This is a genomic window from Paenibacillus sp. IITD108 (assembly GCF_036541265.1).
Lineage (GTDB): Bacteria > Bacillota > Bacilli > Paenibacillales > Paenibacillaceae > Pristimantibacillus.
In genome coordinates this window covers 22,125-36,800 of the sequence record NZ_JAZHCT010000026.1, presented here as the reverse complement: position 1 = coordinate 36,800, position 14,676 = coordinate 22,125, and the positions used below count along the sequence as shown (strand labels likewise).

At 47.1% G+C, this 14,676-nt stretch carries 9 protein-coding genes; all 9 read left to right on the top strand.

From position 1 onward, the window contains the following. Positions 1-4 precede the first annotated feature (4 nt). The 9 genes from V1L65_RS20585 to V1L65_RS20545 all read left to right on the top strand — a co-directional run bounded on the left by V1L65_RS20585 (position 5) and on the right by V1L65_RS20545 (position 14,676). Positions 5-1,798 carry an extracellular solute-binding protein gene (locus V1L65_RS20585; protein WP_331701131.1) on the top strand — a complete coding sequence of 598 codons (1,794 nt, stop codon included), beginning with the start codon at positions 5-7 and terminating at the stop codon, positions 1,796-1,798. A gap of 24 nt (positions 1,799-1,822) precedes the next feature. Continuing rightward, a complete protein-coding gene (locus tag V1L65_RS20580) occupies positions 1,823-4,144 on the top strand; it encodes a helix-turn-helix domain-containing protein (RefSeq protein ID WP_331701130.1) in 2,322 nt (773 codons plus the stop codon). Positions 4,145-4,150: 6 nt separating this feature from the next. Beyond that, complete coding sequence (locus V1L65_RS20575; RefSeq protein WP_331701129.1) at positions 4,151-6,283, top strand: family 78 glycoside hydrolase catalytic domain; 2,133 nt, start codon at positions 4,151-4,153, stop codon at positions 6,281-6,283. A gap of 17 nt (positions 6,284-6,300) precedes the next feature. After that, entirely contained in the window at positions 6,301-7,989 is a 1,689-nt protein-coding gene (locus V1L65_RS20570; RefSeq protein WP_331701128.1) for a hypothetical protein, read from the top strand. A 429-nt stretch (positions 7,990-8,418) separates the two neighbouring features. After that, entirely contained in the window at positions 8,419-9,369 is a 951-nt protein-coding gene (locus V1L65_RS20565) for a hypothetical protein (RefSeq protein ID WP_331701127.1), read from the top strand. Between the two features lie 156 nt (positions 9,370-9,525). Continuing rightward, positions 9,526-10,395, top strand: coding sequence for an AraC family transcriptional regulator (locus tag V1L65_RS20560; protein WP_331701126.1), 870 nt, complete (start codon positions 9,526-9,528; stop codon positions 10,393-10,395). A 172-nt stretch (positions 10,396-10,567) separates the two neighbouring features. Further along, entirely contained in the window at positions 10,568-12,730 is a 2,163-nt protein-coding gene (locus V1L65_RS20555) for an alpha-L-rhamnosidase-related protein (RefSeq protein WP_331701124.1), read from the top strand. 124 nt (positions 12,731-12,854) lie between these two features. Further along, complete coding sequence (locus tag V1L65_RS20550) at positions 12,855-13,754, top strand: ABC transporter permease (RefSeq protein ID WP_331701123.1); 900 nt, start codon at positions 12,855-12,857, stop codon at positions 13,752-13,754. A gap of 16 nt (positions 13,755-13,770) precedes the next feature. After that, positions 13,771-14,676 (top strand): carbohydrate ABC transporter permease, encoded by a 906-nt coding sequence (locus tag V1L65_RS20545; protein ID WP_331701122.1) that lies wholly within the window; start codon positions 13,771-13,773, stop codon positions 14,674-14,676.

Sequence of the window (14,676 nt, the reverse complement as noted above, 5' to 3'; positions counted from 1 at the left end):
CCTTATGGCATGCCGATCAAGGGCATTTCCTCAAAAAATAGATACTTCCGCAAAAAGTAGAGATTTCGGAAATCCATTGCAGCATGTTACCGTTAGAGTGGGTTTGGCACATATGCGCGGCAGAAGCCTATATCGCAGGCTCATCACAGGAAGCCATGGTATAAACTATAATTCAGGAGGTCGGGCTACTTTGAAAACAAGACATAAGCTGATAACTGCCTTTGCAGCCGCCGTATGCTTGTTTGCGGGAACGGGGTTGACTGGCTGTTCGAATCCAGGAGCGGATGAACCCTTAGCATTGCCCGGAAGCGAGTCGCCAGCGACGGCAGCAGATCCGTATGCCGATCTGCCGAAAGCAGTCAGCATCTCCGCGTTCGACCGAGGGGGCGTATCTAGTGATGAGGGAACCTATGAAAACAATCGTTGGGTAAAGTGGATCCGGGAGCAGTCCGGAATTGACGTAACGATGGTACCCGTGCCCCGTAACCAGGCTCAGGACAAGCTGAACGTGCTTATCGCCTCGAATCGGGCGCCGGATCTGATCTGGGAGTACGATAGGGCCTACATTGGTAAATTGATTACCCAAGGCGCACTGCAGCCGGTGGACACTTATATTGAGCAGTACAGCACATCCTACAAAAAATATTTGCAGGAGCATCCCGAGTTGTTGCCTTATCTGACCTTTGATGGTCAAATGTATGCAGTCGCGACTGCTCGGACGATAGATGGCATCGCCAATCATGGTCTGTGGATCCGGCAAGATTGGCTAGATAAGCTAGGTCTCAAGACGCCGACAACGATGGACGAATTGATCGAGGTGGCGAAGGCATTCAAGGAGCAGGACCCGGATGGTAACAACCAGGACGATACAACGGCGCTGGTAGGCAGCACGGTCTTTGATAGCTATGCAGCGATGAACGCCGCGATCAGTAATCAATGGTATCTGGAGGACGGCAGTATGAAGTACGGCGCCACGCTCAACCGGTTCGGGGATGCAATGGATCTAGAGAAGCAAATGTACGAAGCTGGGCTGGTGGACAAGGAATATTTGACGGACAAAAACTTTCAGAGGGCTATCCAACTGTGGACGACCGGCAAAGCAGGCATCTTCGCCGGCAGTTGGGGCGGGAGCGCGATGGAGGACCATATCCGGAATATGCTGAAGAACGAGCCGCTAGCGAATCCGGTGCCGCTTAAGCCGGTATCCACCAAAAACGGCAAATTCGGTCTGTACCAAGAAACACCGCCGAATATCTTCGTAGCTTTCAATAAGGAAATGAAAAATCCGAAGGCCGCAGTGGAATATTTGGACTGGATGGTAGAAGAGGGCTGGAAGACGCTGGTCAACGGAGAAGAGGGCGTTCATTACAAGAGTGTCAACGGAGTGGCTCAAATGCTGGATGCGGAAAAGTACAAGAAGGAAGTGTCGTATGCGGGCGAATATGCGGTTGTGCGGGATGCGAAGTTCTCGCCCGAGGATCTGCTGGTAAAGGCGGCGCCTGACGAGATCTCCCAGAGGCTGGCGGCATTGAGTCAGCAGGGCTTGGAGATGGCGGCCCAGAACAAGTTCCGCCGGGATATTCCGTATCAGCCGAACTTTATGGAGCTGAACGATATCCAGACGGCGCTGAAACCTTATATCGAAGAGATTCGCGCCAAAGTAACGATGCAGGGTAGCCAGTATACGGCGGCATGGGGACTGGAGCAAATTCGTAAGGAATGGAAGCGCCTGGGCGGAGAAGATGTAGAAGCTATGGCTCAGGAATGGTACGAGGCGAACAAAGTCGACTTTAAATAGCTGCCGCACGAAAGGAACGGGACAATGAAGAATGTACAGAGCCAATGGATGAAAAAAATAATTACAGGTCTGATCATGTTCCTGTTCCTGATTGTAACTGTGTCGGCCGTGTTGTTTTATTTTATTTTCACCAATGATCTGAAGGACCAACTCGTCAGAACGAATGTGGAGCTCCTGGATCATATGGAGCAGAAGCTGGATTTGGTGCTGAAGAGCATCGACAACGAAGCTATCCAACTGGTCCAGTACGATGAAATAAAAACGTTTTTTGACGATAGTCTGCCCCAAGGGGAGCGGACCGAAAACGACTATCGGATCGGCAATCACATCGACAGACTAATCCGAAGCAATGAATATCTGTTCTCCATAGACATCTACTCGTATTCCCAGGACAGGCTGGTGTCGGGAGATATCTTGACGGAGGAGATGAGGCTGAAGGATTACGCCTGGATCGGACAGTTCGCTCAATTCGACGGTTATTCCAGCTGGTTGGCAAGTCGCAAGCTGTTGATCAGCAACTCCAACTTTCCAATTTACCGTAATGTGGTGTCGTTCATTCGGACCTATCCGCTTATTCATTCTACGGGCACGAGGAAGGGGGCCATCGCCTTTAATTTGAAGGAGGAGATGCTGCTGCCTCTGATCTATCACGAGGGGGATGCTCAAGGTCTGAATCTTGTGCTGGACAAAGGGGGACTGGTAGTACTCCATCCCGACGAGTCCAAGCTTGGGGAGAACATGGGCTCCACACCTTTCGTGGCGCAGATGGCTACGGAGGGCAAGAGCGCAGGTTACTTCCATGCCAAGGTTGAGAACAAAGATTCTATCGTCTTCTACAAGGTGAATCCGTATACCGGATGGAGAATTACGAGAATTGTTTCGGAGATCGAGTTGAACAAACCGTTGACGGTGATTCGCAATACGCTGGCTGTTCTGTCCGTTATGATCTTGATAACGGCAGCTGTTCTGGCTCTTGCCGTAGGCAGATGGACGTTCAAGCCGTTGAACCGATTCCTGGGAACGATCTCCTCCAGATTGAATGCCGTATCTCCCCAGCCCACAGGGGAAGCGGGAGGAGACGGATTCCGAATACTGGAGTCCCGATTTGAGGATTTCCTGGTCAACAGCGAGCAGTTGCAGCAGCAGGTTCGAGAGACCAAGCCGATTCTAAAATGGCAGCTGGTCATAGAGTTGCTGTCCGATTCTAAGATCAACATCTCCAATACAAGGCAACATATGGGTATGCTGGGGATTCAGCTGGATTTGAACCGGTTTGTCGTGATGGTGGCGGAATTTGACCAGCGTAACGATTTGACCGCCCAAGATACACATCTGTACAATTATGCGCTGTGTAATGTGGCCGAGGAGTTGATTCAGGCGGAAGGCAAGGGCGTGTCAATTGAATTGGAAAACGGCTGCTGCGCTATTCTGATGAGCTTCCAGGATAGCGGCATGGAAGCCGAACTGCGAGCCAGCGTTGTGGCGGATTTAATCAAAAATTATGTCGCAGAAAACTTCAAACGCACGGTTACGATCGGCGTGGGCGGGCTGGCGGAATCGGTGGGTGAGATCAGGCAGTCCTTCAAGCAAGCATGCGACGTGTTGGCTTATCGATTGATTCTGGGCTCGAATATGGTGATCACCCGGGATGATGTGCAAAGTGACGAATCCGCCCAATATTACCGATTGGTGGCGATGACCGACGGGATGATGGATTCATTGAAGCTTTTGGATGGGGAGAAGCTGAAGGCGCAGACAGACCGCTGGTTCGAGGCTTTCACCCAATACGGAGTGCCTCCGGAGATGATTCGCCAATTGAATCTGCAATGTTTGATGAAGGCTGCCGTAGTGGCTGGGGAAGCGGGCATCGAGCCGGAGCAAATCCGTATGCCGCAGGAAATGAGAGATGCTCTGAATCAATACGACAGTCTGGATGAGATGAAAGGTTTCATCTTGACTATGCTTCGGGAGTACATGGATCTGATTCGAACAAAACGCGGCAAACGGGAGAAAAGCGATCTGATTGTCAAGGTGCTGGACTATATTAACAAGGATATCGGCAGAGCCGACCTGTCGCTGAATTTGTTGGCCGACGAATTGCGCGTGAGCGTGTCTCACTTGAGCAGGCTGTTCAAGGAGCAGACGGAAAGCAACTTTATTGATTACCTGATGAATCTGCGAATTAATCAAGCCAAGCGGCTGTTGATGGAAACCGATGAGAAAATCAAGGTGATTGCGGAAGCTGTCGGTTACAGCAACGTCAATACGTTTATTCGCATCTTCAAGAAGCTTACGGCGCTCACCCCCTCGGAGTACCGGGAGCAGAGGCAGGAGCAACAGGAGTGATTCTCGATGAAAGAAGTTGAAGCAATGAATGTCAAACAAGCATGGAAAGCCAAATGGATCATGTATACCGGGTGTCCTGATCATGCAGCGCCTGTCTTCAGAAAAAAGTTTCAAATGCCTGGCGGCATAAAAAAAACACAAATTCGTATATGCGGACTAGGTTTCTATGTGTTGAACATAAATGGACGGCGTGTTGGCGACGATATTATGCAGCCAGCGTTTACCGCTTACGACAAAACAGTCTTGTTTAACGTTTACGAGGTGGACAACTATTTGGCTGAAGGGCTCAATGAGATCGAGGTTACATTGGGCAACGGTTGGTACAATGAATTGCAGCCTTCGGCATGGCAGTTCGAACATGCGGCATGGCGCGCACAGCCGAAATTGATTGCGGAATTGTACTTGGACGGGCAATTATTTCTGGTATCGGATACAACTTGGGAATGCGCTCGGAGCGGCATCAGCTATAACTCTTTACGATGCGGCGAAACGTTCGATGCGGGATTCAAGATCGATAAATGGGAAAAACCCTCCATCGCGCCCGCGCCTGGCGGCGTGATGAAAGAGCAGCAGATTTCTCCTATACGAGTGAGTGAGCTTATTAAGCCTGTGGCTATTGTGCCGAGCCCATTGCCTGTCATCTATGATTTTGGCGTCAATCTTTCGGGGAATGTAGAAATTCAAGTAATCGGACGGAAAGGCAACAAAGTGACGATTCAGTATTTCGAACTGCTGAGATCTACGGCAACTCCGGATTTGGAAAGATATAAACAACATGTTTATGATGATAGATTTCAATGCGACGAATATATATTATCAGGTGAGGGAGTTGAGACCTGGCATAGCGAATTCAATTATAACGGCTTCCGTTATGCAAGAGTCTATGGAGAATATGAATCGCTCGAGGTTGTCGCTCGTTGTTTCCATACCGATTTATCCGATGCAGGGGACCTTCAATGCGACAATCCCCTCGTTACGAAAATTCAGGCAGCTGTGCGTCGATCTACTTTGACTAATTTTCATCATATTCCAACCGATTGTCCGCATCGCGAAAAAAATGGCTGGACCGGAGATGCGCATCTGGCTTGCGAACAAGCGCTGTTCAACTTTCAAATAGATGAAGCCTATATCAAATGGCTGGATGATATTGTAGATTGCCAACGTCCAAGTGGCCGTATTCCTTGTATCGCTCCGACAAGCAGTTGGGGATATGATCACATGTTGTGCGGGCCTACATGGGATGCCGCTTTATTCGTTATTCCCTGGGAGTTGTATCGATACACAGGGAAGGTTGAATATATACGCAGGTACTATGAGCCAATGGGAAAATATATCGGCTACCTGCAATCCATTCTCGACAATGGCATTTGCCGCATCGGTCTCGGCGATTGGTCTGCGCCTTCGGTTGCGCCAGCATTTCCGGTAGAATCGCTGCTTACCGCCTATTCCTATTACATGACGGATATTTTCGGGAAGATATCCGGGATTCTGCACGAGGAAGAAAGTGAGCGGCAGGCCGCAGAGCTTTCGGATGGTATAAAATCAGCATTTATAAAGCAATTTGCCGCTATTCAGACAGACAGTCAGGTTTTTTATGCGATGATGCTTTATTTTGGGCTTGCAGAGGACGTGTCCGCAACGCTGGATAACCTGATCAGAACAGTGGAATTAGCGGATGATCATATTATGGGAGGAATGTTTTGTTCGAAAATGCTTTTGGACGTACTTACAGACAATGACCGGTTTGACCTTGCCTATAAAATTGCGTCACAAGTGGATTTTCCGGGATGGGGGCACCTGGCAGGCTTATGCGCGGGAACGTTGGGCGAGAACTGGTACGGTGGTTCATCGATGAATCATTTTATGTTCGCCGAAATTGGCGCGTGGTATTACAAAGCGCTCGCGGGATTCAATATTGACGACAACAACCCGGGATTTAAGCACATCAGATTAACCCCTCATATCCCGGCGGACATCGGCGAGTTCCGAGCATGGCATCAAACCCCTTACGGCAGATTGGAAATTTCGTGGGATCGGGAATATATGAATGTTATTCTTCCGCAAGGGGTATCTGCAACGTTCGTGCATGGGGATGTGACAAGGGAGCTTTCTGAAGGTGAATATCGCATTAAAAGATAACAGAGAAGGAGAGATCGATGATGAGTAGCGCCGAACTGGCGGTCAAGATTAAAGAAACGGAAACAAACTATGACGATCGGGTCAAGCTCGTCCGCACTCCGTTGACGGCAACTTATCATACGGCACTGAGACCGGATGCGCATCCTTTTGTCTACGCGCTGTATCCGTCTACTTGTTATGCGTATGATTTGCTTCAGTATGGGGGCGAGGACTATACACGGAAGGCTGCAGGCATTCTGGAGGTGGTGATGTCCTTTCAGGATCAGGATTCGACACGGGCGACTTATGGGATTTGGCCGTACTTCTATGAGGAGACGTTAGATGAGATGGATCGTCCCGACTGGAATATGGCCGACTTTCACGGTAAGAAGCTACTGCTGATTCTAAAAAATAATGCGCAGCTCCTTCCGCAACCGCTTCTGTCGAAACTCCGGGAAGCTGTGTATCACGCTTGCAAAGCTATTATGATTCGGGATGTTGGGCCTCATTATACGAACATTGCCATCATGGGGGCGGTGGTGACGCTTCTTGGCGGCGAAGTGCTGGGGAATGAAGAGTTTAGAAGTTATGGAGAGCAGCGTCTCAGAAGGTTTCATGCCTATACAACGGAGATTGGCACGTTCTCGGAATATAACAGCCCGTGCTATACGCCTATTGCGATTGAAGAACTACAGGTCATTTATTCGCAATCGAGCTCGGCAGACGCCTTGGAGATTGCCGGGCAACTACTGGACATTGCGTGGCATATGATCGGGAGGCATTATCATGCGGCGACGGGCGCGTGGGGAGGACCGCATAGCCGTACGTACAGAACGGTACTTCGTCCAATTGAACGGGAGTTTCTGACAAACGGACTGGCGATAGAATCATCTGGTCCCCGTTGTCCCGAGAAGTATCGCTACTTATTCGACTCAACAGAGGAGCGTTATTTCACAGAGCAGACGGTTCTGGCGGCGGAGACCGGCTATCAAAATTATGCAACCACCTACCAAAATGAGGCGCTGACGCTTGGCAGTTTCAGTAGCGGAAGCATGTGGAACCAGCGTCGCAATTTGATCGGCTACGTCAACGTCGGAGACGGAAAGACCGTGTCGGTCCAGTTGCAGTTTCTTAAGGACGGCAAGGACTTCTGCTCCGCCATATTTACTGGTGTGCAGTTGCGCAAGCAAGTGTTATTCAGCTTTAACCTGGCGACAGATAATGGAGGCTGGCATCAGGATCTCGATATCATTAACGGCAGATTCAGAGCCGAGGATCTACGCATTCGATTGCTAATCGGCGGCGATACTGCAGCGCTGGATATACCTATCGCTCAAGATGGCGTGCGACTCGCGGCGCAGCTTGGAGAAACGACCCTGCAAGTGGAATCGGTGCTGGACAACTCTGGGTACGGCCCGCTCTCCGTTGAAGCGGAGCGTACGGCTGACGGGGTAAACCTCGATTATGTAATTGCGTCGGGAGAGGAACGGGATTTTGATTTCCACGCACTGGATAAGGCCGTATGGATCTTGATCTTGTCGCTGGGAGAAGATCGGGCATTGCCTGCTGTCAAACTCAAGTCGGACGGAATGTGGGTGACCGCGTCGGTTTGTAAGGAAGATGATTCGATGGCGATAACCGTGCCGGTGGTTCCACGGAAGACCAAAGAACTATATCGGGATAATCAAATTCAAATGCCCAAGGCACTTAAGACACAGTTGGAATAGATGAGAGGGATGTCGAGTGGCTATTGAATCAACATAGCTTGCTTAAAATAAAAGTGGAAGGCTATGTGATTGAGGAGCACATTGATGAAATCATAGAATCTGCTAATCAACTGCTAAGGAGGTTCCAATGTAAGGGAACCGGCTTGCTAATATTTAGAGCCACATTTACCTGTAAGTTGAAGCCCGACCGTATACGGTCGGGCTTTTGTTCGTATCTATAGACATACATGGACAGTGCAAGTTGTTCATGTGTGAAGCGTTGTAGTTTTTGTGTTCTTTTAAACTTGCAAATCCCATTGTGTAACCCTGATTCATGTCCGAATAGACCAATTTATCGACGTAATATTCCTAGTTATCGATCATAAGTGGCTGATATACTAATTTTAAATATTCATTATATACATTATGAAACGACAGGGGGCTTGCAATTTGAAGAAGTTATTGCTAACAATGTCGATATCGTTTCTCCTTTTAATGATGTCGGTAAGCACTGTGTTTGCAGATATACCGGAGGATTTTTTGGGTTTAGGCGGTGGATCAAAGCCGGAAACACAAAAAATCGAAGCGACGGATCACGGCATTATCGTATCCACAGAAGGTTCCTATACGCCAGACAGGCAAGCTGCAGGAATTATTTATAAAAAACCTATAGATCCCAAAGATGTAACCATTGAGTTCACGATCGATAAAATTCCGACATTGAACCCGGTACAAGGGGCGCAATGGTCCCAGGAAAGAGACAGCTGGTATGCAGTAAGTCTGTTGGACAAGCCGGATTTCTGGACAACGGCTAACGATGATGTGAAATCATTTACTTTAGCAATATCCCCTATTAGTGACAATCGAGCGTATGTGCATGCCTATCGTACATTTGCAGGGGGATTTTTCCAGGCGAACTGGTTGGCAACGATTGACCTAAGTGTTGGCACTAAGATGAATGTCAATATCAAATGGGTAGATAAAACGGTTGCTGCTACTGTCAACGGCGTTGAAATTCCGCTCGATACCTTCAATAACGATCAACTGCCAACGATTGATCCGGTATTCCCTGACAATGCCTATATCGCAGTATCGGGACAAACGGGGGCGAAAATGGCTCAATTTACTTTGGAGAAAATTAACGATACTGTTTTTGATCAACCAGCGCAATCAGCTGAAGTATCCCCTAGTACCGAACCGTCTGAATCAGCGACGGCAAGCGTTGAGCCGTCGGCATCGGCGAGTGCCGAAGCTTCTCCGGACGCGGAGGCGCCTGCAAGTGCCGATGGTGAACAATCTGGAACAAATCAAAATTTCATATATTATATTCTGGGTGCGCTGATTCTGATCGTTGTCGCAGTCGTTGTGATCAACAAGTCGCGGAAATCTAACAAGATGTAAAGGGGGAGAATCTCCTCTTATTACACAATAAAAAGTAAGTTGGTGTTGTTGATGGAAGGAAAAAAATACATCTTTAAGTCTTCCGAGCATAATATTCGCGACGATTTTCCTTTTGTTGTTTCTCATTGGATTCACGATTCAAAGTCGGAGATTCCAATGCACAGTCATGAATTTATCGAAATCGTATTTATTGTGAATGGAAAAGCCGGACACAAATTTAAGTCTCGAAATTCCAAAGTGTACGAAAGCGAGTTAAGTAAAGGGGATATATTCATTATTAATCCCGGCGAAGAGCATACTTATATTTTGTCTGAGGATGAGCAGGTCGAAGTTGTTAATTTGTTGTTTTATTCGGACATCATCGAATGGACGATATTGCGCGGGTCGGACTATATGAAGGATATGGATTTTTATTATGTTCAACCATTTTTACCGCCAGAGATCCGATTCGGCAATATTCTCAAATTGTCCTTGGAGGAAGCGGAAAATGTAAGTTATTTAATTGATTTATTGGAAAAGGAGTTTACAGCTAAACGGCCGCCTTACCAAGTGCTGATTCAATTAATACTTACACAAATTATCGTGCTGCTAAGCCGGAAGTATTCGGAACAAAAAAACGCAGCCATTTATATGGAAAGCATAACGAGAAGCATCCATAAGACTGGAGACACGCATCGAATATTGGGATATTTGGAAAGGCATTATTCGGAAAATGTGACAGTTGAGCAATTGACGAAAATATGTCACTGCAGCGAAAGACAGCTCTCAAGACAGTTTAAACAATTGACCGGTGAAACATTGTTTAACTATTTGCATAAGCTTCGCATTGAGAAAGCCAAGTCGTATCTGCTTAGCACGGACAGCAAAATATCGGATATCTGTATCCGTGTTGGGTTTAACGACATTAGCTTTTTTAATAAGGTGTTCAAAAAACATGCGGGCATTTCACCTAAAGAATACAGGCATAAATTTGCGAAGGCAGAGGACGTAAGTTGTGAATTTATCGGCACATTGGATTTGGAATGATCATAATCCAGGGTATGAAAAGGAAGTTTGCCATTTTCGGCGAGAGTTTGATGTTGAAGCAGTTCCTGGGAAACACGAAGTTCTTGTTTCAGCAGACAGTTACTATCAAATATATGTTAACAGCCAGTATTTATTGCGAGGCCCCTGCAGAGGGGACAAATTCAGAAAATACGTGGATCGGATTGACATTGCTCCATACCTTAAACAAGGTAAAAACGTGATTGCCATTTTAGCTGCTTATTTCCCGTCAGAAGGATTAAGCAATGTTAAATTTTTGAACGGGCCAGCATCATTGATTAGTTCAGATCATGGCGGATTTTTGTTTGCGGAAGATATTCATAATTCGATCCGCTTTGGCATCGAATCGGATGAAAGATGGATGTCGCGAATGAACGGCTCATATTCTTTCCGCTTTGCTGTACAAGCAAAATATGCAGGAGATATGGAAGATGTGGACGGCAGAACGTTCCCGTTCGATTGGTATGGCGAGTCCGTAGATTCCAGGGAGTGGCGTCCGGCAATTGTGATCAACGGTTCGGAAAACAGCTTGCGCGGCGGTGTGCTCAATAACTGGCCCTTGAGAGAAAGGGATATTCCCTTAATGAATGAAGTTGAAATCAAGTTCCAAAAAATATTGAAGCAATCTGCTGCGGAAATTCCGTGGCACAACTTGTTATCGGGCAAACAAGTGACGATACCTGCCAATCAATCGGTATGGGTAGAAATTGACGCTGGATTTTTAACGACTTCCTATATAAGAACACTGCTTGAGGATGGAGATTGTTCCACTATTCGTACTACGTATGCAGAAAGCTATATACAAGGCTTTACCGAAGCAGGAGTGCCAATTAAAGAAGTCAGGGACGATATCAAAGGTCAACTTTGGGGAGAGTATGACACCTTTGTTACAAGGTTGGGAGCACAACATTATGAGCCGTTAATGTATAGAACCTTCCGCTTTGTTCGGTTTGAGATAAGTACGGGGAACCGACCGCTGACGATACTTAATATAGCGATGCGTGAAACCGGTTACCCGCTTGAGGTGGAGGGCAGGATAGCGTTGGATAGACCGGATATGCAGCAATTGTGGGACATCAGCATAAGAACATTGCGCCGGTGTATGCATGACAGCTACGTTGACTGCCCTTATTATGAGCAAATGCAGTATACGATGGACACAATGCTGCAGATGTTGTTTACGTATCAAGTATCCATGGATGACAGATTGGCAAAAAAAGCAATCTACGATTTCCATAGCTCGATGATGCCTGACGGAATGATTGCATGCAATTGGCCGTCAAAATTCGTACAGGTCATTCCTGGTTTTTCTTTTTTCTGGATCATGATGCTTGACCATCACTATACGTATTACAAGGAATTGGATTTCATCTATCAGTATTTGCCGTCCGTTGATCGAATTCTGCAATATTTCGAATTTCGCATTGATCCGGAGACAAAGCTGATCAAGGATGCAGGGTATTGGCAGTTCGTCGATTGGACGATGGAATGGTCGGAAACCTTTGGCGCGTCTGTAAGACAGGATCAAACCAATATTATTTATAATATGATGTTTATTTATGGCTTGCAGGTAGCTGCACGGTTAAACCGGTATGTGGGGTATTCCGATCGAGCCGCATTTTTGGACAAATTGGCGGAACAAACCAAACAGGCGGTACGCAAGCAGTCATGGGATCTGAGTAAAGGACTGTTTCGGGATGCTCCTGAAATAGATCGGTATAGCCAGCATGCGCAAGTATGGGCCGTGCTAGCCGAAGTGATTACTGGTGATGAGGCACGCAAGCTCATGCACAGATGCCTGACGAATACCGAGCTTGCTCAATGCTCTTATTCTATGTCGTTTTTCCTGTTTAGGGCATTGGAGAAAGTGCAATTGTATTCCATGACCGAAGGTTTGTGGACTCGATGGCTTAGCCTGCTGGACAAGCATTTGACGACATGGCCCGAAGACCTGCTGACCCAGAGAAGCGATTGTCATGCCTGGGGAGCTGTCCCGCTATATGAATATTCAGCATGCGTACTAGGAGTCAAACCCCATCTCCCCGGTTACGAGGAAGTAGAAATTCATCCTGTGGCAGATTACATCTCCAGGGCAGAGGGAACGGTCGCTACAAAATGGGGGCCAATAAGTGTGAAGTGGGAACGCAGCGAAGAGAGCTTCACGATAATGGCAAGCTTGCCCCGAGAATGTAAAGCAGTCGTAATTTTTCCCGATGGATGCAGGAAAGTTGTTGAGGGCAAGCGAGAGATTCATATGACTCACAGGTTAATTTCCCTAAGTACAGGCGAGACGCAAAACAAGGAGGCAGTACAATGACTAATCTGAAAGTTGCCGTAATCGGGGCAGGTCAAAGAAGGGCGAATGTGTATGGAGTGATTAATATACACCAATCCCAACGTACGCTGGTGCAGGGAACTGCTTTATGAGGGGGGCGCCGCTATTGAACAGGTCAATTTGGCAAAACTGGCAGCTCTACGCATTATTGATCCTTCCTGTAATGTTTGTTGCGATTTTTGCTTATGGGCCGATGTATGGCCTTATTATCGCCTTCAAAAAATTTTCGCCTGTTTTAGGGATGTGGGACAGTCCGTGGGTCGGACTGAAAAATTTTGAACGATTCATCAACTACTATGGGTTTTGGAACATTATGAAGAATACGGTTGTCCTCAGTGTTTATGCAATCGTAGCGGGATTTCCCCTTCCCATCCTGTTGGCCTTGGGGCTTAACTACGTAAAAAATGATTTGTTCAAAAGATCAGTTCAAATGATCACATACATTCCTTATTTCATTTCGGTCGTCGTTGTTGTTGGCATGATTCATCAGTTTATTAACCCGAGAACCGGTATTCTGGGACAGCTCTTGCATTTCATTATGGGAGAAAGCGTCAACATTCTGCTCGAACCGGGCAGCTTTATGCACATTATGGTTTGGTCGGGGATATGGCAGGGAGTCGGATTCGGTTCCATCATTTACATGTCTGTTCTTGCAGGGATATCGCCTGAGCTGCATGAGGCGGCGATGATAGACGGCGCTTCTAAGGCCCGTAGAATGTGGCATATTGATCTGCCAGGAATCATGCCGACAGCCATTATTTTTCTGATTCTGTCGGTAGGCGGAATTTTAAATTCGGGGTTCGAGAAGATTTTGCTGCTGCAAAATGACATAAATATTTCGGCCTCTGAAGTTATTGACACTTATTCGTACAAAGTAGGTCTGACTGGGGTGATCCCCGATCCTTCCTATGCGACAGCAATCGGGTTGTTTAAGTCCATAATCGGTTTTGCTTTGTTGTATGCCGTGAACCGACTTGCACGACGGTTCGAATCGAGCATCTGGTAAGAAAGGAGATGATAGTTTGAGCAATACCGTTTTGAAGAAAAAACGCAGAGGCAGCGACTTTGTGTTTGACGTAGTAAATTATTCTCTGCTCATTCTGATCCTGATCGCCACAGGATATCCAGTTCTGATGGTTATCGCCGCTTCGATCAGCGATCCGGATGCGGTCTCAAGAGGAGCAGTTTGGATCTGGCCTGTCGGTTTTTCGTTGGAGGGCTATGCAGCCGTATTCAAAAATGATTCCATTGTGACGGGATACTTAAATACGCTCTTTTATGTCGTGGTTGGAACGATCGTAAGCATCGTGCTGACGATTATGGCCGCCTATCCGCTTTCGCGCAGCGACCTGACAGGGGCGCGGTTTATCCTGCTAGCATTCTCCTTTACGATGCTGTTTAGCGGTGGGCTGATCCCTTCCTACTTGCTGGTAAAGGAGCTCGGGATGCTGGATACGCGTTGGTCGCAGATCATTCCAACGGCACTGAGTGTGTTTAACGTCATCATTATGAGGAGTTATTTTCAAAGCAGTTTGCCAAAGGAATTACTTGAAGCTGCAAAAATGGATGGCTGCTCTGATTTCAGATTTCTGATAAGAATTGCAATCCCTCTTTCTGGCCCTATTATCGCCGTCATGGTGCTGTTTTATGGAGTCGGAATTTGGAATTCCTATTTTAACGCGTTGATCTATCTGAACAGTAAAGAACTGTTTCCTCTACAATTGGTTTTGAGGGAAATTCTGGTTATGAATCAAGTCAGCCTTGACATGCTGGCCAAAGATCCGAAAGCGCTTCAAATCAAGCTTGAACTTATGGAAAGCCTGAAGTATGCGGTTATCGTAGTAGCAAATCTCCCGCTAATCATCGCTTATCCGTTTGTTCAGAAGCATTTTACCAAGGGAATTATGGTAGGTTCGTTAAAAGGCTAG

Coding starts and splice junctions, on each gene's coding strand:
- V1L65_RS20585 (WP_331701131.1), top strand. CDS start 5: ATGGCATGCCGATCAAGGGCATTTCCTCAAAAAATAGATACTTCCGCA.
- V1L65_RS20580 (WP_331701130.1), top strand. CDS start 1,823: ATGAAGAATGTACAGAGCCAATGGATGAAAAAAATAATTACAGGTCTG.
- V1L65_RS20575 (WP_331701129.1), top strand. CDS start 4,151: ATGAAAGAAGTTGAAGCAATGAATGTCAAACAAGCATGGAAAGCCAAA.
- V1L65_RS20570 (WP_331701128.1), top strand. CDS start 6,301: ATGATGAGTAGCGCCGAACTGGCGGTCAAGATTAAAGAAACGGAAACA.
- V1L65_RS20560 (WP_331701126.1), top strand. CDS start 9,526: ATGCACAGTCATGAATTTATCGAAATCGTATTTATTGTGAATGGAAAA.